The organism is Citrobacter sp. Cb080 (assembly GCF_030334745.1).
GTDB classification, from domain to species: Bacteria; Pseudomonadota; Gammaproteobacteria; order Enterobacterales; family Enterobacteriaceae; genus Citrobacter; species Citrobacter braakii.
This window is the reverse complement of sequence record NZ_JAOWDG010000073.1, coordinates 43660-65161: the sequence shown is the minus strand read 5'-3', so window position 1 is coordinate 65161 and position 21502 is coordinate 43660. Positions and strand designations below refer to the sequence as shown.

20 protein-coding genes are annotated in these 21502 nt (G+C 56.2%); 8 read left to right on the top strand and 12 right to left on the bottom strand.

The window, feature by feature from the left end:
* Positions 1–30: 30 nt before the first annotated feature.
* From mmuM to OGV38_RS15580, 9 genes are all read right to left on the bottom strand, one after another.
* Positions 31–972: a homocysteine S-methyltransferase gene (gene mmuM, locus OGV38_RS15620; protein WP_075846775.1), complete on the bottom strand. Its 942-nt coding sequence runs from the start codon at positions 970–972 to the stop codon at positions 31–33.
* Positions 959–2362, bottom strand: a complete 1404-nt coding sequence (mmuP, locus tag OGV38_RS15615) for an S-methylmethionine permease (RefSeq protein WP_049270230.1) — start codon at positions 2360–2362, stop codon at positions 959–961. The genes mmuM and mmuP overlap by 14 nt, the downstream gene beginning before the upstream one ends.
* A gap of 274 nt (positions 2363–2636) precedes the next feature.
* A complete protein-coding gene (gene mhpT / locus OGV38_RS15610) occupies positions 2637–3848 on the bottom strand; it encodes a 3-(3-hydroxy-phenyl)propionate transporter MhpT (protein ID WP_269518756.1) in 1212 nt (403 codons plus the stop codon).
* 68 nt (positions 3849–3916) lie between these two features.
* Positions 3917–4930, bottom strand: coding sequence for a 4-hydroxy-2-oxovalerate aldolase (gene mhpE, locus OGV38_RS15605; protein ID WP_016151976.1), 1014 nt, complete (start codon positions 4928–4930; stop codon positions 3917–3919).
* Entirely contained in the window at positions 4927–5877 is a 951-nt protein-coding gene (mhpF, locus tag OGV38_RS15600) for an acetaldehyde dehydrogenase (RefSeq protein ID WP_269518759.1), read from the bottom strand. The genes mhpE and mhpF overlap by 4 nt, the downstream gene beginning before the upstream one ends.
* On the bottom strand, positions 5874–6683 hold the full coding sequence (gene mhpD / locus OGV38_RS15595) for a 2-keto-4-pentenoate hydratase (protein WP_104651290.1): 810 nt from the start codon (positions 6681–6683) through the stop codon (positions 5874–5876). The genes mhpF and mhpD overlap by 4 nt, the downstream gene beginning before the upstream one ends.
* Positions 6684–6692: 9 nt before the next feature.
* The gene (mhpC, locus tag OGV38_RS15590) at positions 6693–7559 is read right to left on the bottom strand and encodes a 2-hydroxy-6-oxonona-2,4-dienedioate hydrolase (RefSeq protein ID WP_269518762.1); all 867 of its coding nucleotides are present in this window, start codon (positions 7557–7559) and stop codon (positions 6693–6695) included.
* A 28-nt stretch (positions 7560–7587) separates the two neighbouring features.
* Entirely contained in the window at positions 7588–8532 is a 945-nt protein-coding gene (mhpB, locus tag OGV38_RS15585; protein ID WP_046275617.1) for a 2,3-dihydroxyphenylpropionate/2,3-dihydroxicinnamic acid 1,2-dioxygenase, read from the bottom strand.
* Position 8533: 1 nt separating this feature from the next.
* Positions 8534–10198, bottom strand: a complete 1665-nt coding sequence (locus tag OGV38_RS15580) for a bifunctional 3-(3-hydroxy-phenyl)propionate/3-hydroxycinnamic acid hydroxylase (RefSeq protein WP_286473911.1) — start codon at positions 10196–10198, stop codon at positions 8534–8536.
* Positions 10199–10390: 192 nt separating this feature from the next.
* Between OGV38_RS15580 and OGV38_RS15575 the strand changes: the two genes are divergently transcribed.
* Positions 10391–11203 carry a DNA-binding transcriptional regulator gene (locus OGV38_RS15575; RefSeq protein WP_046275638.1) on the top strand — a complete coding sequence of 271 codons (813 nt, stop codon included), beginning with the start codon at positions 10391–10393 and terminating at the stop codon, positions 11201–11203.
* Between the two features lie 135 nt (positions 11204–11338).
* Positions 11339–11647 (top strand): putative quinol monooxygenase, encoded by a 309-nt coding sequence (locus tag OGV38_RS15570; protein WP_019076121.1) that lies wholly within the window; start codon positions 11339–11341, stop codon positions 11645–11647.
* Between the two features lie 127 nt (positions 11648–11774).
* Here the strand turns inward: OGV38_RS15570 and OGV38_RS15565 are convergent, their stop codons facing one another.
* Positions 11775–12251, bottom strand: coding sequence for a cold-shock protein (locus tag OGV38_RS15565; RefSeq protein WP_016151966.1), 477 nt, complete (start codon positions 12249–12251; stop codon positions 11775–11777).
* Between the two features lie 86 nt (positions 12252–12337).
* Positions 12338–12583 (bottom strand): DUF2543 family protein, encoded by a 246-nt coding sequence (locus OGV38_RS15560; RefSeq protein ID WP_019076120.1) that lies wholly within the window; start codon positions 12581–12583, stop codon positions 12338–12340.
* 377 nt (positions 12584–12960) lie between these two features.
* Between OGV38_RS15560 and OGV38_RS15555 the strand changes: the two genes are divergently transcribed.
* Both OGV38_RS15555 and OGV38_RS15550 read left to right on the top strand, forming a co-directional pair.
* Positions 12961–13737 (top strand): MBL fold metallo-hydrolase, encoded by a 777-nt coding sequence (locus tag OGV38_RS15555; RefSeq protein WP_286473909.1) that lies wholly within the window; start codon positions 12961–12963, stop codon positions 13735–13737.
* Positions 13738–13755: 18 nt separating this feature from the next.
* On the top strand, positions 13756–14706 hold the full coding sequence (locus OGV38_RS15550) for a GlxA family transcriptional regulator (RefSeq protein ID WP_269518769.1): 951 nt from the start codon (positions 13756–13758) through the stop codon (positions 14704–14706).
* Here the strand turns inward: OGV38_RS15550 and OGV38_RS15545 are convergent.
* A complete protein-coding gene (locus tag OGV38_RS15545; RefSeq protein WP_046275621.1) occupies positions 14703–15311 on the bottom strand; it encodes a class I SAM-dependent DNA methyltransferase in 609 nt (202 codons plus the stop codon). The two genes, OGV38_RS15550 and OGV38_RS15545, sit on opposite strands and share 4 nt — an antisense overlap.
* 164 nt (positions 15312–15475) lie before the next feature.
* Between OGV38_RS15545 and OGV38_RS15540 the strand changes: the two genes are divergently transcribed.
* From OGV38_RS15540 to OGV38_RS15525, 4 genes are all read left to right on the top strand, one after another.
* The gene (locus OGV38_RS15540; RefSeq protein WP_047497888.1) at positions 15476–16558 is read left to right on the top strand and encodes a LacI family DNA-binding transcriptional regulator; all 1083 of its coding nucleotides are present in this window, start codon (positions 15476–15478) and stop codon (positions 16556–16558) included.
* Between the two features lie 121 nt (positions 16559–16679).
* Positions 16680–19763 (top strand): beta-galactosidase, encoded by a 3084-nt coding sequence (locus OGV38_RS15535; RefSeq protein ID WP_286473905.1) that lies wholly within the window; start codon positions 16680–16682, stop codon positions 19761–19763.
* A 52-nt stretch (positions 19764–19815) separates the two neighbouring features.
* Positions 19816–21069 (top strand): MFS transporter, encoded by a 1254-nt coding sequence (locus OGV38_RS15530; protein ID WP_153646530.1) that lies wholly within the window; start codon positions 19816–19818, stop codon positions 21067–21069.
* Positions 21070–21223: 154 nt separating this feature from the next.
* The gene (locus OGV38_RS15525; protein ID WP_016151950.1) at positions 21224–21496 is read left to right on the top strand and encodes a YceK/YidQ family lipoprotein; all 273 of its coding nucleotides are present in this window, start codon (positions 21224–21226) and stop codon (positions 21494–21496) included.
* Positions 21497–21502 lie beyond the last annotated feature (6 nt).

The following is a 21502-nucleotide window of genomic DNA, read 5'->3' as shown; positions in this document are numbered from 1 at the left end:
GGCAAAAAATGCCCGATGGCGGCTTACGTCTTATCGGGCCTGGGCCTGAACTTTTAACGCGGCAATATCCGCAGGCGTGGTGCGACAGCACCCGCCAATCAATCGTGCGCCAGCGGCCTGCCACTGTGGCAGATAATCCGCCAGTTGCGCACAAGACTCACCGTGATGATGCCAGGTTTTGCTCGCGGCATCGTACTGCTCGCCCGAATTCGGATACACCACCAGCGGCAGCGCCGTTAAGCCGTGTAAATGCAGCAACGCAGCGGTGGTGTTTTCCAGCGCAATGCAGTTAATACCTAACGCCACCACCTGCGGATAATCCGCCAGCAACGCGACCACGTCACGCAGCGGCGTACCGTCGCTCAGGTGCTCGCTGTCACGCAGAGTAAATGAGAACCAGGCACGCGCACGCGGGTACGCGGTCAACAGCTCAGCCAGTGCGCCAATCTCGACAAAATTCGGCAGGGTTTCGCAGGCCAGCAGATCGGCCCCGGCATCCAGCAATGCTTCCACGCGCGGGCGATGAAACGCCTGGAACGCCTCGGCGCTGCGCTGGTAATCGCCACGGTATTCAGAGCCGTCCGCCAGATACGCGCCGTAAGGTCCGACAGATCCCGCCACCAACAGCGTGCCCGCTTGCGGGTTCTCTGCCAGATACGCTTCACGCGCTTTACGCGCCAGCTCCACGCTTTTGCCAATCAGCGCTTTCGACTGCGCTTCATCCAGGCCTCGCGCGGCAAATCCCGCCGGTGTCGCCTGATAGCTGGCGGTGATCGCGCATTGCGCCCCCGCCCGGTAATAATCAAGATGCACTTCGCGGATAAGCTCCGGGTTTTCTACCAGCACTTTGGCTGACCACAGGCTGTCGGCTAAGTTACACCCTCGCGCTTCCAGCTCCGTCGCCATCGCGCCATCCAGTAACAGGACATCCTGTTTCTCAAGGAGAGCGCGTAACGGATTATTCTGCGACATGTTCTGGCTCCTGTTTTGCGTTACGGGGTTGAGTAAGGAAATATGCACCATAGCACAACGCAACAAACGGTAACCCGCACCACAACGCAATTCTCTGCGCTGGATCGAATGCCAGCCCTACACAGGCCACCAGGCACAACACAAATCCCAATACCGGCACCAGCGGATACCACGGCGCACGATAATGTAATGCACTCAATGCCTTACCCTGTTGCAGATGACGGCGGCGAAAAACAAAGTGCGAGGCGCAGATGCTCAGCCACACCGCCACCACCGCAAACCCGGAGATTGCCGACAGCGCGACAAATACCGTGTCCGGGGCCACCACGCTGGAAAACAGCGCCAGTACGCCGCCGAGCATACTGACCGACAGCGCCGTCAGCGGCACGCCTTTTTTCGTTACTCGCGCAAAACAGGCTGGCAGCGTACGTTCATTCGACAACGACCAGAGCATGCGCCCGGAGGCATACAGCCCGGAGTTCGCCGCAGAAAGAATGGCTGTCAGGATCACGAAGTTAAAAATATCGGCAGCGTAAGGAATACCTACCTTCTCAAATACCAGCACAAACGGGCTTTTCTCCACGCCCGCCTGCTGCATCGGGATCAGCGCCGCCAGCACAAAAACGGTACCGATAAAGAAAATAATCAGTCGCGCGATGGTGGTACGAATCGCCACCGGGATCACCTTGCGCGGATTTTCCGTTTCACCGGCGGCAATACCGATAAGCTCAGTTCCCGAAAAAGCAAAGTTCACCGCCACCATAGTCATCAGGATCGGTAAGCCACCATGCGGGAACCAACCTTCCGCTGTGATATTACTTAGCCCCGGCGCGGGCGAGCCATCCTGCATCGGGATAAAGCCAAAAATCGCCGCCCCGCCGAGGATAATAAAGGCGATGATAGTGACTACTTTCACCAACGAGAACCAGAACTCCCCTTCGGCAAAAAAGCGCGTGGAGATAACGTTCAGGCCAAAAATAATCACACAGAACACCACGCACCAGACCCATACTGGCACCAACGGAAACCAGTACTGCATACAGAATCCGGCAGCGGTAAAACTCGAACCAAGCGCCACGGTCCAGGTCAGCCAGTAGAGCCAGGCCACGGTATACCCCGTCGCCGGGCCGAGATAGCGCGCGGCATAGACGTGAAACGCCCCGGTCTCCGGCATCGCGACCGACAGCTCGCCCAGACACTGCATAACCAGCCAGACCACCAGCGCGCCAATCAGATAGGCCAGCAGCGTTCCCGCGGCCCCGGTAGTGGAGATGATGTAGCCGGTATTGAAGAATAACCCTGTGCCAATCACGCCGCCTAAGGAGAGCATAATCAGGTGACGCGTTTTCATCGTGCGCTTCAGTGGCGCATTTTGTTGTGTTGTTTGCATATAACCTTCTAAACGTATGGACATCTAAACATCCAAAGAAGGTGTGTTATACCGCGTTTGTTAACACAATGCAAAGTCAACCCTGCACCAGACGCAGATGACCGCGCCGGGCGCTTAATACCGGGTGGGGGTTAATTATCAAATATAAAAAGGGCCGCCAGCTCATAACGCCTCCGTTGCCAGGCTTTATATAAACTCTGGCAACGTCATCGCCGGCTGGCGTTCACCCGGAAGTGGGAACCGTATCTCCCCACTCATACAACCGAACGATTGCTTATGAGCCACTGGTCGGGATCGGCATCTGCGATTTACGGCTCATCAGGAAAAATACCGCCAGCCCTGCCAGTAAAATGCCCGGCGCAGAAGCTGCCATCACGCCTACCGTTCCAGTGCCGAGCGCTAACATTTTTCCTGCCAGCAGCGGGCCGCTCATCGCCCCCAGACGCCCAACGGCGACGGCGGTACCCACGCCTGTCGCGCGGATCTGCGTACTGTAAAACAGCGGAGCCAGCGCATACAGCACGCTTTGTCCTCCAGTGGCAAACATCCCCGCCACAAATCCAGCCATCAGCATACCGCTCAATGACGACACCGTCCCCAGCGCCAGCAGCGAAGCCAACATCCCGGTGTAGATCAGAAGCGACATGACCACCGGGCGCAGTTTGTCCATTAACGCCCCGAGAATTAACGTGCCGCTGGCCGCGCCGATTTGCAGAGCAAACATCACGCCAGCCGCCTGCGAGGGCTGAAAGCCCTGCTCCACCAGCAGCATCGGCAGCCAGTTGATCAGCATATACACCACCAGCAGGGTGAAGAAATAGCACAGCCACAGCAACAGCGTGGCGGTGGCGGTAGCGGGTGCGAACAGGGCGCGCAACGGCGCGGCGGCCACCTGCGTTTGCTGGGCATAAACCTGTGATTCCGGCAGCCAGCGCATCAACAACGGCACCAGCAGCAGCGGGATCACTCCGCCAACCCAGAACACCGTTTGCCAGGCGGCGGCCAGACCGCTAAACCCGAGCGCCGCCGCTAACGCCGCGCCAATCGGCACGCCGCAGTACATCAGACTCACCGCCGTACCGCGAAAACGCGGGCCCGCCGCTTCGGAGGTCAGCGCGATCAGATTCGGCAACGCCGCGCCCAACCCGACGCCGGTCATCAGACGGGCAAACAACAGCGACGAGAAATCCCAGGAAATCGCCGTCGCCAGCGAGAACAGGCCGAACAGCGCCACGGAGGCAATAAGAATACGCTTGCGGCCATAGCGATCGGCCAGCATGCCGCCCACCAGCGCGCCGGGCAGCAGCCCGAGAATGCCCGCACTGAAGATCCAGCCCATCTGCATTTTATCCAGCGCAAACGCCTGGGCGATACCGACGGCAGCGATCCCGGCGGCCTGTAGATCCAGCCCTTCCATCAGGGCAACTAAAAAGCAAAGCCCGACGGTTAACGTCAGGCGGTAAGATGTGGGGGTACGGGTAGTCATAAGATGTACCTCTGAGGTCACGATGCAGGTGAGTCGCGGCTGATACGTTGCCAGCCGCGTAATCATTTTTATTTGCTATTGCGCAGATCCAGCGCCACGTCGACGATCATATCTTCCTGGCCGCCCACCATTCGGCGTTTGCCCAGTTCAACCAGAATATCGACCGCGCTCAGGCCATAACGCGCCGCCGCCACTTCGCAGTGACGCAGGAAGCTGGAGTACACCCCGGCATAGCCCAGTGCCAGCGTTTCGCGATCCACCCGCACCGGACGGTCCTGCAGTGGACGCACCAGATCGTCGGCGGCGTCCATCAGCGCATACAGATCGGTGCCGTGCTGCCAGCCGAGCTTATCCGCAGCGGCGATAAACACTTCCAGCGGCGCGTTGCCCGCGCCAGCGCCCATACCCGCCAGGCTGGCGTCGATACGGTCGCAGCCCTCTTCCACCGCGGCAATCGAGTTCGCCACGCCGAGACTCAGGTTGTGATGCGCATGCATTCCGGTTTCTGTCTCCGGCTTCAGCACCGCTTTCAGGGCGCGGAAGCGGGCGCGAATATCGCTCATATTCATCGCCCCGCCGGAATCGACCACGTAGATACACGTCGCGCCGTAGTTTTCCATCAGCTTCGCCTGCTGCGCCAGATTCTCCGGCGTGGTCATATGGCTCATCATCAGAAAGCCGACGGTATCCATGCCGAGCTCACGCGCGTACTGAATATGCTGGGCCGACACGTCCGCTTCGGTGCAGTGGGTCGCCACGCGCACCACTCGCGCGCCGGCCTGATACGCGTTTTTCAGGTCATGAAGAGTGCCGATGCCCGGCAGCAACAGCGTGGCGATCTTTGCGTGTTTGACCACGTCTGCTGCCGCTTCAATCCACTCGAGATCGCTGTGCGCGCCAAAGCCGTAGTTAAAGCTGGAACCTTGTAAACCGTCGCCGTGGGCCACCTCAATGGAATCAACCCGCGCGTCGTCCAGCGCTTTGGCAATCTGGCGTACGTTTTCCAGCGAATACTGGTGACGAATCGCATGCATACCGTCGCGCAGGGTCACGTCAGAGATATAGAGTTTTTTACCGTTCATGCTGCTTCTCCTGCCTGACGGGTGAGTGACTGCGCCATCAGCTCAGCGGTCGCCAGCGCGCTGGAAGTCATAATGTCGAGGTTGCCCGCGTAGGCGGGTAAATAGTGCGCCGCGCCTTCTACTTCCAGATACACCGCGGTTTTCAGCCCGGAAAACTGACCAATACCCGGCAGATTCACCGGTTTATCCTGCGGGATGACTTCAAACTGGACGCGCTGTTTCAGGCGATAGCCTGGCACATACGCCTGCACCGCCGCCGCCATGTCATTAATCGACGCTTCAACTTCAAGCTGGGAGGCCGCTTCGCTCAACACATACACCGTGTCGCGCATCATCAGCGGCGGCTCAGCCGGGTTAAGTACGATAATGGCTTTGCCTTTAGCCGCGCCCCCCACCACTTCAATCGCCTTCGAGGTGGTTTCGGTAAACTCGTCGATATTGGCGCGGGTGCCCGGTCCCGCAGATTTACTGGCGATCGAGGCGATAATTTCGGCGTAATGGACTTTTGCCACGCGAGAAACCGCCGCCACCATCGGGATGGTCGCCTGCCCGCCGCAGGTCACCATATTGACGTTCTGTTGGTCAACGTTAGCCTCCAGGTTCACCACCGGGACGCAGTACGGGCCGATCGCTGCGGGCGTCAGGTCGATCAGACGGATCCCCGGTTTTACGGCGCGCAGCGCGGCGTCATTTTTCACGTGCGCGCCCGCGCTGGTGGCATCAAACACGATGTCGATTTCAGCGAATTCTGGCATCGCAAGAAGCCCCGTCACCCCTTCATGGGTGGTGGCAACGCCCATACGCCGGGCGCGTGCCAGACCGTCGGATTGCGGATCAATCCCCACCATCACCGCCATCTCCAGACGTACGCCGTGACGCAGAATTTTAATCATCAAATCGGTGCCGATGTTGCCAGAGCCGATAATGGCGACTTTACGCTTACTCATGACTGACTTCCTTTTGTAACCGCCGCTGAAAAGGTGGCGGCAACTGAACCAATACCGTCGATATGGGCTTCGAAACGATCGCCCGCATTCACCGCCACCATCGGGCCTAACGCCCCGGTGAGAATAATGTCCCCGGCACGCAGCGGCTCGCCGAGGCTGGCCATTTTGCGCGCCAGCCACACGGCGGCGTTGATCGGATGTCCCAGACATTCGCTACCGCGCCCGCTGGAAACCTCTTCGTTATTGCGCGTCATTTTCATCGCGCAGTTTTTCAGATCTAACCCTGCCGGATGTTGTGCCGGGCCGCCGACCACATACACGCCACAGGAGGCGTTATCCGCCACGGTATCAACAAACTTGATCGACCAGTCGCGAATACGGCTGCCGACCACTTCCAGCGCGGGTAGCACCCACTCGATGGCGTTGTACAGCTCGTCAAAGGTGGTATCGACATTGGGCAGATCGCGGTTCAGCACCAGCGCAATCTCCGCTTCAATACGCGGTTGTAGCACGCGGGCAAACGCAATGGTGTCGTTGTCGCCGTAGCACATGTCGGCGAACAGCGTGCCGAAGTCCGGCTGATCGACGCCCAGCTGCTGTTGCACTTTCGGGTGCGTCAGCCCCACTTTGCGCCCGACGACGCGACGCCCTCGCGCCACGTCATACTGCACATTGATACGCTGAATGGCGTAGGCCGCTTCGGCGTTATCCACGCCGATCAGTTCACGCAGCGGGGCGATAGCGTCCCCTTTTTCCTCAGCCTGACGTAAATCGGCGGCTAACTGCTCAAGATTAAGATTCGTCATGTCCGTTCCTTAAGGGCGTGCGAGGAAGTTCAGCACCAACTGGTTAAAAGCATCCGCATGTTCCCACTGTGCCCAGTGCCCGCAGTCGCGGTAGATGTGCAGCTCAGACCCGGCAATCCCGGAGAGCAGGCGCAGGCCGGCGTCCATCGGCACGAAGCGGTCGTTGCGTCCCCAGACAATCAGAGTCTGGGCTTTGATTTCCCCCAGGCGCGGGCTGAAATCCGGAAACTGTTTCGGGTTGGCTTCAAGGCTGCGGACAAAGTTTTCCAGGTGATCGCGACGCGACAGCATGTTATTCAGACGCGCCTCAAACAGCGCCTCGGTCAGGTCGCTGGTGTCGAAGACAAAGATCTTCATCATCAGCTTCAGGTTCTCGATGGTCGGTTCGCGGTACAGCTGATTCAGGCGCTTGATGCCTTCGGTCGGCATCGGGGTAAACAGGCTCATGCCCCCCGTCCCGCCGCCCATCAGCACCAGCTTGCCCACACGCTCCGGCCAGCTCAGGGTGAACGCCACGGCACTGTGGCCCCCCATCGAATTGCCCAGCAGATGGATTTTCTGAATATCCAACTGATCGACCACGCTTTTCAGGATGCGAGCATTAAGATCGGATCGCGAACCGCGGTTAACGATGCCATCGCTTTTGCCCCAGCCAGGACAATCCAGCAGGATCACCCGGTATCCAGCCTCCACCAGCGGATCGATATTGCGGCTGAAGTTCGCCCAGCCCGTCGCCCCCGGACCAGATCCATGCAACAGCACGACGGTCTCTTCGCCCTGCCCACAGTCATTGAAATGCACGCGCAGCGTTTCGCCTGCTTCCTGCACCTGCAGAAAACGACTGGTTGCGGCTTCGGTTTGCGGTTGGTAAGTCATGATGTTCTCCTGCATATTCAGTTCTGTTTCAGTTCTGTGTGGTGGCGCTCAGGGAGCCGAATCCAGCGATCCACTCTGGGATCGGGCGGTAATAACGGCCTTCGCTGCGCCAGTTGCCAAAGGCAGAAATAGCGGCGAAGGCAGCAACCCAGGTTTTAACTTCGTGCGTTGATTTGCCCGCCATCGCGGACAGTTCTTCGTTACTGACCGCGTCCAGCTCCTGCAAACGCCCCTGTTCAAGCAGCGTCATAAAGCGGTTATCCCAGACAGGATTAAGCGGATGCAGCGTGTGTTGATCGGCCACAAACTTCTCGGCGGCGCTGATCACCCGCTGCTGGCGCAGCTCGCGCTCGTTTTCAGGCAGTTGTTTGCCGCTGCCGAGCAGGCGGTCGCGCATATGGGCATCAGCCTTCGCCAGCTCCGGGACCGGCGGCTGATGCGACAGGCCGCCGGAGCCTAAAAACAGCACACGCTGATTCAGCGAGCTGGCGAATCGGCCAATCGCTTCACCGAGCATGCGGGTACGCTGAAAGCCCGGCAGCGGCGTGGCGACGCCGTTAATAAACACCGGCAGCACCGGCACGTTATCCAGACCGCCGAGCAAAAACTCCAGCGGCTGCGCGAAGCCGTGATCGACCTGCATGTTGTAGGACACGGCGAGATCGATGCCGCTTTTCATTACCGCGTGGGCGCAGGCTTCAGCGAGATCTGTCGGCACCGGCAGTTCCCCCGCCGCGCTACCGAAATCGCCGATCGCCGTAGCGCCTACGCCTAAACAGAACGGCGGCATCACGTCGTAGAAAAATCCGTTGTAGTGATCGGGGGCAAACAGCACCACCAGTTCAGGGTCGAACGCCGCAATACGTGCCCGGGCGCTGGCGATCACACCGTTAACCTCGTCGAGCACGGCCTGCGCAGGGTCGACGTAACCCACCAGCGGCGAGTGGGAAAGACAGTGAAGATAAGCGTGCATATCAGGCCACCTTTTCAGCGGGAATGTGGGCATTAACGCGGGTGAGCGTCATCACCGACGCCAGTTTATTCAGGGTACTGCCCAGGGTTTGCGGAATGGCGATGGCGGCCACAAAGCGGTCCGGGCGTATCACCACCAGCGCGGCGTTGTGCTGGGCAAACCACGTGCGCAGGCGGTTTTGCGTATCGCCAATGCGGGTAACGCCGTCGTGGTTATCCTGATCGGTTTGTATCTGTGTATCCGGCACCACCAGGATAAACTGCGCCCCCAGCGCCTGCCACTGTTGGATCTGCGCCTCGCTCATGCCCCACAGCGGGTTACAGCCCCAACCGATCACCGCGAAATTCGGTCCGATGACGTTGTCGAGCAGCGTCACTTCACCTGATTCCAGCGTTACCTTCGGCTGGATAAACATCTTGCCAACGGGAGAGGTTCTCGCGTCGCCTTCACGCACCAGCGCCCCAGCGTGGTACTGCGGCATCGGCTTAAAGCGCATTTCAAGGAAGTAGCGTTTGACCGGCGGAATGTAGTTCAGCAGCCAGGAAACCCCGTCGCGCACCGCGCCGTGCCAGCGTTTCGGCGGCGCAAGTACGTTGCCTGCGGTCACCGAGAGATCGATCATCGCTTTGGCGTGGTCGCGGCGTTCCTGCTGGTAGGTATCCAACAGCGCATCACCGGCTTTACCCTCAATCACCAGCGCCAGTTTCCACGCCAGATTGAAGGCATCGCGCATGCCACTGTTGTACCCCTGCCCCTGCCAGACCGGCATAATGTGCGCCGCATCGCCCGCCAGCAGCACGCGATCAATGCGAAAACGTTCGGCCAGACGTGCGTTATGGGTATATACGCGCTGGCGGATCAGCTCGACGTTGTCCGGGTTCGGCAGCACTTTGCTCAAAAGCTGGCGCATATTCTGCGGTTCGCTGAGCTGCGCTTCGGTTTCCCCTGGCATTACCATAAATTCAAAGCGGCGCACCGCGTGCGGCAGCGCGGCGGAGACATACGGGCGCACCGGATCGCAGCACAGATACACATGCGGCGTGCTGAGCGGATCGTTAGCAATATCCACCACAATCCACTGATTCGGCGCGGTTTTGCCTTCAAATGGCACATTCAGCGAACGTCTGACGTTGCTGGCCCCACCGTCGCAGGCCACCAGCCACTGAGCTTTCACCGTTTCACGCTGGCCATCCGGCGCTTTCAGGTTCAACGTCACTTCACCATTTTGCTGGCTGAAGGCTTCCAGTTCGCGGGAGAACAGGCAGCGCACGTTGGGAAAACGCGACAGCCCTTCCAGCATCACCGCGTCCACCTGCGGCTGAATAAACGCGTTGCGGCGCGACCAGCCAAATTCGTCAGTCATCGGCTGGATATCAGCAAAACAGCGCCCTTTCGGGGTGAGAAAGCGCATCGCATGCCACGGCGTGGTGTGCGGCAGAACATTTTCGACCAGACCGACGGACTGCATGGTGCGCAGCGCTTCATCGTCAATGCCGATGGCGCGAGGATAGTCGATAAGGGTATCGAGCTTCTCCACCACCAACACCTCAATGCCCATCTGGCCAAGATAGTTCGCCATCATCAGCCCTACCGGACCGGCTCCGGCAATCGCTACCTGCACGGTGTGCTGCACAGCGGGTTGGATATCTGGATTTATTGTTGTCATTTCAGAACCTCACTACTCGGACAAAATGCAATTGCATACCCTAGTGAGGCGCAATTGTTTTTTGTTAAAAGAATGTAAATAATTTTTTATTGTGCGGTCAGTATAGAAGTGAGTTTTTGCGCTACAATCAAAACATGCCTGGATGTGCACTAAGTGCACAACGTTGTTTTAACTGTAGATTTGTCAATAAATATGAAAAGTGACGACGGTACTGAATACAAAACCGTGCGCGGGTTAACACGCGGACTAATGTTATTAAATATGTTAAATCGTCTCGACGGCGGGGCCAGCGTTGGCCTGCTGGCAGAGCTGAGCGGCCTGCACCGCACCACGGTCAGGCGACTACTGGAAACCCTGCAGGATGAGGGTTACGTCCGGCGCAGTCTGTCCGATGACAGCTTTCGCTTAACCATTAAGGTCCGTCAGCTCAGTGAGGGATTTCGTGACGAGCAGTGGATTTCTGCGCTCGCCGCCCCGCTGTTGGGAGATTTGCTGCGCGAGGTCATCTGGCCGACCGACGTTTCCACGCTGGATGTGGACGCGATGGTGGTGCGTGAAACCACCCATCGCTTCAGCCGCCTGTCGTTTCATCGGGCGATGGTCGGGCGTCGTTTGCCGCTGCTGAAAACCGCATCCGGCCTGACCTGGCTGGCATTTAGCCCGGAGAATGAACGTCAGGAACTGATTGAAATGCTGGCTTCACGACCGGGAGATGAGTTCCAGTTGGCGCGCGAACCGCTGAAGCTCGACGCCATTTTGAGCCGTGCGCGAAAAGACGGTTTTGGCCAGAACTTTCGCGGTTGGGATCAGGAGGAGAAAATCGCCTCTATCGCCGTCCCCATTCGCAGTGAACAGCGGGTGATCGGCTGCCTGAATCTGGTGTATATGGCCAGCGCCATGACCATCGAACAGGCCGCGGAAAAACATCTTCCGGCCTTACAAAAGGTGGCGAAACAGATAGAGGACGGCGTTGAGTCGCAGGAGATTTTGGTTGCCGGGAGGTGAGATGGATCACAGTTAAGCGGATCATCGGATTAATAGCTGAGATAACTCACTCACCGACCGATATAACACTGTGGCGTCTTGCCCTAAATATATCTTCATCACATAGTGTGCATTCGTTTTCTGCCAGGAGGCTGCATGTTAAAGGTAATTGCCGAAGATTTCATCAAACCTGAGTATATTGAAACCGTTCTCCCTTTGTACCGTGAGCTAATATCGGCGACGAAGAAAGAGCCGCAATGCATTGCTTATGACCTCTATATTGATGAAAAAGATCCGGGGCATTTTATTTTTATCGAAGAATGGCCAAACCACGCGGCTCTCGATGAACATTGTGCCAGTGAGCATTTCCGGCGACTTGTGCCGTTAATCGATCAATACACGCGCCAGGAAGCACGTTACATACTGATGGATGACGTGGTAATTCCAGGTGCCTCATCAAAATAAAAAAACAGAATGGAATTTGCTATTTGGCTCAAATGGATATTCCCTTCTGACAAAAATACGCATAAAAAAACCGAAACCCCGCTTCTGAAAAGAGCTGGATTTCGGTTTTCATTCACTCTGAAGGGCTTCAGACCTTAAGCAGTTTCACCGTCTCGTCGATATCGATTTCATCTTCCGAGAAGATCAGCGTCGTGCCCTGGAAGGTGGTGATGGCCAGCTTTTTCAGCGTGCGCATTTCACCAGGCTTCACGTCTGATTTCGGTCGGATGCTGTTCATCAGCACACCAACGGACAGCACCGCATTTTCTTTGTCGATACGAGTCTCAGCAGGGACTTCTTCGCTGTAGACCAGGTAAGACTTGATCGCCGTGAGCTTCAGACGCTCACCGGCGATATAGATGTATTTGCTGTCGGGTATGACTTTTACCGCGTAGGCAGATAAGCCTTTGTTGTTGGTGGTAGGCTCAAAGGTCACCGCCGCGTCTTTCTTGATCAGCTCAGGATTAGCAACCTTAATCACATGAAAATAGCGGTTGTCGCCGTTTTCATCTTTGATAAATCCAAAGCCTTTATCTTTAAACCACGTTGTGATTGTTCCGTTCATTGCTGTTTCCGCCTGATTAAACCTATTACTTGTAGAGTATACCTACTCAATTTGCGCGCAGTGTAAAACACAGGCCATGTCTTTGGCTACTCGTTACCCCAACGATTGAGGAACTCCGCGATATCATCGATACGCTGTGCGTCGACTCCGGCCTCGGTTGCCATCTCCTGCTGCGCTTCTTCGCTGATCTCTTCATTGTTCATCAAACGAGTGATCAACTGCTGGAAGTAGAGTGCCAGTGCGTCGCGTTCTGTATCGCTCACCGGCTTTGCAGCTTCAGTCGCGTATTCGTCGGCGATATCATAAAATTTTAGCGGAATGTCGTTGTTCATCGGGTGCTCCGGGGTAAATGCGTGTGCCAGCAGTTGCCTGCCGCGTCTGGTGTGAATGATAGCATTCTTATTTCATGGTTCGCGATATGTTTTATTGGCTGCAATACGTTGCATATAACAACACTATTTTCTGGAGCCGCTTCGAATTTAATAAATCTACTCTTATTTAAATGACGTTTTTTCAGTACGAGATAATGGCTGCGAATTAAATAAAGAGTCGCAAAGGAAATATTCAATTACTTTAATTCTAATTACATTATCGATCTCTGCCATCTGCTATTGGCCCAATCTCATCGCTAGTCGCCCATTTGCCCACATTCATCTTCTGGGCAACACTCTACGATGACACCACTGACCCAACATGTGGAGCAACCACCATGAACATCACGCAAATCCGTAACGCCACACAGCGCATCACCTTTGGCGGTAAAACCTTTCTGATCGATCCAATGCTGGCGGCAAAAGGGACTTATCCGGGCTTTACCGGAACGGCACGCGCCGAGATCCGCAACCCGACTGTGGAACTGCCCGTTGATGTCGACACCCTGCTCAACGTCGATGTGCTGATCGTGACCCATCTGCATGAAGATCATTGGGATGAGGCTGCTGCTCGTATCGTACCGAAAGACAAACCGATCTATGTACAAAATGAGCAGGATAAGCAGGTGCTGCGAAAGCAGGGTTTCACGCAACTGACCGTACTGGCACACAGCACCACGCTCGGCGACATCACCCTGCGTAAAACCGGCGGCCAGCACGGTTCGGATCGCGCTTACGCCATCCCGCAAATGGCGGAGCGTCTGGGTGATGCCTGCGGGGTTATCTTCCAGCATCCGGCGGAAAAAACGCTGTATCTGGTCGGGGACACTCTCTGGCGCGACGAGGTGGAAACCAACATGCGGACGTTCCTGCCTGGCGTGGTTATTTTGAACGCAGGTTTTGCCCACGTTATCGGGTTTGGCCCAATCATCATGGGCGCAGAAGATGTGCTAAAAACCCACTTCACGCTGCCCGAAGCACAAATTGTGGCGACCCACATGGAGGCAATTAACCACTGTCTTCTGACTCGCGCGGCTCTAAAAGAGTACGCCCACGATAACCAGATTGCGCAATTTGTTAACGTACCGGAAGATGGCGAAACCCTGACGTTTTAATATCCACAAAGGAATCGTATGCAACCGCTTAACGTCGCCATTGTTGCCGTGGAAGATTTCAGCCCGTTTCACTTCTCGGTGCCGTGCATCATTTTCAGTGACAAAGTGGCGGCGAAGAAACGCTTCGAGGTGCAACTTTGCGCCGAACAGCCAGGTATCGTTTCCTCGCAGGATGGCTTTTCCATTACCGCAGATCACGGCTATGAAGCGGTGGAGGCCGCCGACATCGTGGTGCTCCCCTACTGGGGCACCACGGCACATCGTCCACCACAAAGCCTGCTTGATGCGCTCAACCATGCGCGACAAAACGGCGCACAGATTGTCGGGCTATGTCTGGGGGCATTTGTCCTCGGCTATGCCGGTCTGCTCGATGGCAAACGGGCGGCTACGCATTGGGAGTTCGAGCAAGATTTTCAGGCGCGCTTTCCGGCAGCCCGTCTGGATATTAACGCGCTGTACGTGGATGACGACGGCATAATTACCTCGGCAGGCACCGCCGCCGCGCTGGATTGCTGTCTGTACGTCATCCGTCAGCGTTTTGGCAGCACGGCGGCGAATCAGATTGCCCGACGGATGATTGTGCCGCCGCATCGTGAGGGCGGCCAGGCACAGTTTATCGAGCAACCCGTGGCGAAAAACACCCAGGATCAGCGCATCAACGTCCTGCTCGACTATTTGCGCCAGCATCTCCACGAACCGCATAATCTCGACGAGCTGGCGCAGCGGGTGATGATGAGCCGTCGCACTTTAACCCGTCATTTTATGAAGGCCACCGGGTCAAGCGTGGCCGAATGGTTGATTGCCGAGCGTCTACGCCGTAGTCAGATACTGCTGGAGTCCAGCCAGTTACCCGTTGAACGCATCGCCGAACAGGTCGGTTTCCAGTCGCCCATCACCTGGCGGCAGCATTTTAAATCCCACTTTGGCGTTAGCCCGGCTGAATGGCGTAAAACCTTTCGCGGCGATTAGCCACGTTTTTGCGCCAGCCAGATGGTATGCCCGGCACAGTGCGGATCTTCCATCACCATCTCTACCACCACAAAACCGTGCGCTGACAGCAATGCGCGGTATTCATCCGGCGCGAGGCTGGCGTGAAACAGCGGTTCGCCCTCAAATTGCCCCATCGCGATACCGTTTTCCGTCCCGCTGGTAAACATCAGCGCGCTGCCGGGACGGCTGAGTCGGTCAAAAATCGGGAACATCTTTTGCTGATCCTGCTGAGTTAAATGGAAAAAGCTGTCCCAGGCGATCAGACCATCGAAAGTCTCGTTAAGTCCCAGCTCGCGCATATCCTGCTCCAGCCAGCGCTGTGCGGGAAAAGAGTGCCGGGCCCGCGCCAGCATCGCCGCAGAACCATCAATTCCCGTAAGCTGAAAGCCTTGCTGAATAAAATAACCAGCAATCGGCTGACCGTTGCCGCAGCCAATATCCACAATGCTGCCCTGCCCGCCCATCACGGTGATGAACTTATCCAGCCAGCTTTTCTCGAACAGTGCGCGTGAACGCTGGCTGGCAAAGGCCTCCGCATGACGTTGGTAGATGGACAGAATGTTGTTTGCCGCAGAGTCGCTCACGATGTCCTCACTTTTTTATGCTGTTAAGCATCACGACGATAAATCCTCCAGCACACGATCTGCAACCCTGGAATGCGCCTCGCAGAACCAATGCGCAAATACCCCAAAACCGTCCCGCTGTGGCATCATAGCGCGCAGATAACGTCATGACAGGGGTGATAAACGTGAAACCGGTAACGCTATACGATGTGGCAGACCATGCAGGAGTCTCTTACCAGACCGTCTCGCGCGTCGTGAATCAGGCCAGCCACGTTTCCGCAAAAACCCGACAGAAAGTTGAGGCCGCGATGGCGGAGCTCAATTACATCCCCAACCGTGTCGCACAGCAGCTGGCGGGCAAACAGACGCCGCTGATTGGCGTCGTGACGGCGAACCTTGCCCTGCACGCCCCCTCGCAAATCGTTGCCGCCATAAAATCCCGCGCCGACCAGTCCGGGGCCAGCGTGGTGATCGCCATGGTCGAACGTAGCGGCGTTGAGGCATGTAAAGCCGCAGTCCACAACCTGCTTTCTCAACGCGTAACCGGGCTTATCATCAACTACCCGCTGGATGAAGAAGACGCCATTGCCGTGGCTGCCGCCTGCGGTACGGTGCCGGTGCTGTTTCTCGATGTCTCAGATCAGACGCCAATTAACAGCGTGATTTTCTCCCATGACGACGGCGCACGTCTCGGCGTTGAACATCTGGTGCAGCATGGGCATCAGCGTATCGCCCTGCTGAGCGGGCCACACACTTCGGTTTCGGCAAGGCTTCGCCATGCGGGGTGGCATAAATATCTGGCGCACTACCAGCTGCAACCCACCGCGGAGCTGGAAGGCGACTGGAGCGCGATGTCAGGTTTTCAGCAAACGCTGCATATGCTTAATGGTGGTAATCTCCCCACCGCCATGCTGGTCGCTAACGATCAAATGGCGCTGGGCGCGATGCGGGCGATCAGCGAGTTCGGTCTGCGGGTGGCGGTTGATATCTCGGTGATCGGCTACGATGACACCGAAGACAGCGCCTGCTACATCCCACCACTGACCACCATCAGGCAGGATTTTCCGTTACTGGGTGAAACCAGCGTCGACAGACTGCTGCAACTTCCCCGTGGGACCTCAAGCGTGGGCAACCAACTGCTGCCCGTAACCCTGGTTAAGCGCAATACGGTTCTGCCTCCTGATACGCAAACCCTCTCACCCCAGGTGCTGGCCGACTCACTGATCCAGCTAGCGCGGCAAGTTTCGCAGCTCACACCTAAATTGTGAACGCATAACAATTGTGTGAGTCAGTTCACTCATTGAGTGCCCCGTCCTTTACAGTTGGGATCGCTTATTCGTATTTTGATTGAAATTGTGAGCGAATAACAAATTCAAACAGGATACCGTTATGAACCTGAACACAGATTCACTCTCCGCTGTACTGGCCCGCCGTGACTGGGAAAATCCAGGCGTCACGCAGCTCAACCGCCTGGAAGCGCACCCGCCGTTCTGTAGCTGGCGCTCAGCGGATGATGCGCGCACCAATCAGCGATCAACTCAGTTACGCTCGCTAAATGGCAAGTGGCAGTTCGCCTGGTTTTCCGCGCCTGAGGCCGTGCCGGAAAGCTGGCTGACGAGCGATCTGCCACAGGTTGATACTATCAACGTCCCCTCTAACTGGCAGATGGACGGTTACGACGCGCCAATTTATACCAACGTCACCTACCCGATCCCGGTTAACCCCCCGTACGTTCCAGCGCAGAATCCGACAGGATGTTACTCGCTCACATTCAGTATCGAAGACGCGTGGTTAGATGAAGGTCAGACGCGCATTATTTTTGACGGGGTGAATTCCGCGTTTCATCTGTGGTGTAACGGTCGCTGGGTTGGCTACGGTCAGGACAGCCGCCTGCCGTCTGAATTCGATCTTAGCGATTATCTGCTGCCAGGCGAAAACCGCCTGGCGGTGATGGTGCTGCGCTGGAGCGACGGCAGTTATCTGGAAGACCAGGACATGTGGCGCATGAGCGGGATCTTTCGCGATGTATCTTTGCTGCATAAGCCCGCTACGCAAATCCGCGACCTGCGCATTAACACCCATTTTAACGACGATTTCAGCCGCGCCACGCTGGAAACAGAAGTCAGAGTGGCGGGCAACGAGAGCGAAGATTTACGCGTCACTCTGCAATTGTGGGACGGTGAAACGCTCACTCACGAAACGACTTCCCCGCTCGGCAGCGAAATTATTGATGAACGCGGCGCTTATCATGATCGGATTACCCTGCGTCTGAACGTCGAAAACCCGGCGCTGTGGAGTGCCGAAACGCCTAATCTGTACCGCGCTGTGGTCCAGTTACGTACCGCTGACGGAGCGCTGATTGAAGCGGAAGCCTGTGATGTCGGCTTTCGTCAGGTTCGTATTGAAAACGGCCTGCTGTTACTCAACGGTAAGCCGCTGTTGATTCGCGGCACCAACCGTCATGAGCACCATCCGGTCAACGGTCAGGTGATGGACGAGGCGACGATGGTGCAGGATATTCTGCTGATGAAGCAGAACAACTTTAACGCCGTGCGCTGCTCCCATTACCCGAACCATCCATTGTGGTACACCCTGTGCGATCGCTACGGCCTGTATGTGGTCGACGAAGCCAACATTGAAACCCACGGCATGGTGCCGATGAATCGCCTCACCGACGATCCCGCATGGCTGCCAGCCATGAGCCAGCGCGTCACGCGCATGGTGCAACGCGATCGCAACCACCCGAGCATCATCATCTGGTCACTGGGCAATGAATCCGGGCATGGCGCCAACCATGACGCGCTCTACCGCTGGATAAAATCAGAAGATCCGTCCCGCCCGGTACAGTATGAAGGCGGCGGCGCAAATACCACGGCAACCGACATTATTTGCCCAATGTACGCCCGCGTCGATCAGGATCAGCCCTTCCCCGCGGTACCCAAATGGTCGATTAAAAAGTGGCTGTCGATGCCCGGCGAACAGCGTCCGCTGATCCTCTGCGAATACGCCCACGCCATGGGCAACAGTTTTGGCGGCTTCGCCAAATACTGGCAAGCGTTCCGTCAATTTCCGCGCCTACAGGGCGGGTTTGTCTGGGACTGGGTAGATCAGTCGCTGATTAAATATGATGAGAACGGCAAAGCATGGTCTGCCTACGGTGGTGATTTTGGCGACACGCCTAACGATCGTCAATTTTGCATGAACGGCCTGGTGTTCGCCGATCGCACCCCGCATCCGGCATTATACGAGGCCAAACATGTGCAGCAGTTTTTCCAGTTTACGCTGCTGCCGGGACCCAAACGCCAGATTGAAGTAACCAGCGAATATCTGTTCCGCCACAGCGATAACGAGGTTCTGCACTGGTCGATTGCCCAGGATGGCAACCCGCTGGCCGCCGGAGAAATCGTGCTGGATATCGCCCCACAGAGTCGCCAGGTGATTACACTGCCAGATGTCCCGCTGCCGGAAACCGCCGGCCAGCTATGGCTAACGGTACGCGTAGAGCAACCTCAGGCCACCGCATGGTCAGACGCCGGGCACATTAGCGCCTGGCAGCAATGGAAGCTGGAAGAGAAACTCAGCCTGGCGCCACGGCCAATTGCCCGTACCGCACCACTGCTGAACGTGAGCGAAAACACCTTTACTGTTGAGGTAAACGACAAGCGCTGGCAATTCGACCGTCAGTCTGGCCTGCTGACACAGTACTGGATTGGCGACGCAGCCCAGCTGTTAACCCCGCTTACTGACCAGTTCACCCGCGCGCCGCTGGACAACGACATCGGCGTGAGCGAGTCAACCCGCATCGACCCTAACGCCTGGGTCGAACGCTGGAAAGCCGCCGGTCATTATCCGGTCGAAGCAACGTTACTGCACTGTGCTGCCGACACGCTAAGCCATGCGGTACTGATCGCCACCGAACATGCGTGGCAGTATCAGGGCGCAACGCTGTTCGTCAGCCGAAAAAGCTATCGCATTGACGGCAATGGTGAGATGCAGATAACGGTGGATGTCGACGTCGCCAGCGGCACGCCACATCCGGCCCGCATCGGCCTGAGCTGCCAACTGGCGCAGGTCGCTGAGCGGGTGAACTGGTTAGGTCTCGGCCCACATGAGAACTACCCGGATCGCCTGAGCGCCGCCTGTTTTGATCGTTGGGATTTGTCGCTTGATGAGATGTACACCCCGTATGTTTTCCCTGGCGAAAACGGTCTGCGCTGCAACACGCGTGAGCTACGCTACGGCGAGCATCAATGGCGAGGGGACTTCCTGTTCAACATCAGCCGCTTTAGCCAGAAGCAACTGATGGAAACCAGCCACCGCCATCTGCTGCAACCGGAGGCAGGTACCTGGGTCAATATTGATGGCTTCCATATGGGCGTGGGCGGTGACGACTCCTGGAGTCCTTCCGTTTCACCAGAGTTCCTGCTGAGTGCCGGACGCTACCACTACCAGCTGGTCTGGGGTCAAAAATAATAATAATCGGGCAGGTTCCCCCCTGCCCGCATTCATCGTAAGGAAGTCCATTATGTATTATTTGAAAAACACTAACTTTTGGATGTTCGGCTTCTTCTTTTTCTTTTACTTTTTCATTATGGGTGCCTATTTCCCCTTCTTCCCTATCTGGTTACACGATGTAAACCATATCAGTAAAGGTGACACCGGGATCATTTTCGCCTGTATTTCACTATTTTCGTTATTATTCCAGCCTGTTTTCGGACTGCTTTCCGATAAGCTTGGCCTGCGTAAACACCTGCTGTGGGTAATTACCGGAATGCTGGTAATGTTTGCCCCGTTCTTTATTTACGTCTTTGGCCCGTTATTACAGGTTAATATTTTACTGGGTTCGATTGTCGGCGGGATTTACCTTGGCTTTATCTACAATGCCGGCGCCCCAGCGATTGAAGCCTATATTGAAAAAGCCAGCCGCCGAAGCAATTTTGAATTTGGTCGCGCGCGCATGTTTGGCTGCGTGGGCTGGGCGCTATGCGCCTCGATTGCCGGGATTATGTTCACCATCAATAACCAGTTTGTCTTCTGGTTAGGTTCAGGCTGTGCGGTCATTCTGGCATTGCTGCTGCTCTTTTCAAAAACAGATGCCCCCTCTTCTGCAAAAGTTGCGGATGCGGTAGGCGCCAACAACTCAGCATTCAGTCTGAAGCTGGCGCTGGAGTTATTTAAACAACCGAAACTCTGGTTCCTCTCCCTGTACGTGGTCGGCGTTTCCTGTACGTATGAAGTGTTTGACCAGCAGTTCGCCAACTTCTTTACCTCGTTCTTTGCCACCGGCGAACAGGGTACCCGTGTGTTTGGCTACGTCACGACCATGGGGGAATTACTTAATGCCTCTATCATGTTCTTTGCGCCGCTGATTGTGAACCGCATTGGCGGAAAGAATGCCCTACTGCTGGCCGGTACGATAATGTCGGTGCGGATCATCGGCTCCTCCTTCGCCACCTCTGCGCTGGAGGTCGTCATTCTCAAAACGCTGCATATGTTTGAAATACCGTTCCTGATCGTCGGTTGCTTCAAATACATCACCAGTCAGTTTGAAGTGCGCTTCTCGGCCACAATTTACCTGGTGTGCTTCTGTTTCTTCAAACAGTTAGCAATGATTTTCATGTCAGTTCTGGCCGGAAAAATGTATGAGAGTATTGGTTTCCAGGGGGCGTATCTGGTGCTGGGGATAATTGCGTTGAGCTTCACGTTGATTTCCGTATTTACCCTAAGTGGACCGGGGCCGTTTTATCTGCTACGTCGTCGCGAAAGCGTCACGCTGTAAAAGCCTCTTTGCCGGATGCACCACTCACGTGGTCTATCCGGCCTACGATGTGCCATCCTCACACGATGAGTCCTGACCTGGTGGTTTAAGTTCCGAGGACAACACGCCGCATTTTATCGTTATGGTAAAACGGGGCGAAAAGCCAGGTCATAGCATGAGCAAAAAGACGGTTGCGGTAACAACGCTCTTTATCAGCGTATTACTTACAGGATGTGGCAGCATTGATGCGCGCACGGCAGGCGAGGATTCAGATACGTATTACGTGGGAATGCGCCATGATATTGATAAACTAAAAAACCCGGGCGCTTACGATTATAACTATTTCGATTTAGCGCTGTTATTTGTTGATGTGCCGTTATCGTTCGTGGCCGATACGGTTTATGCGCCGTTTGATTACTATCACGGGCCGTATAAGAAAGTTGATTAGAACGTA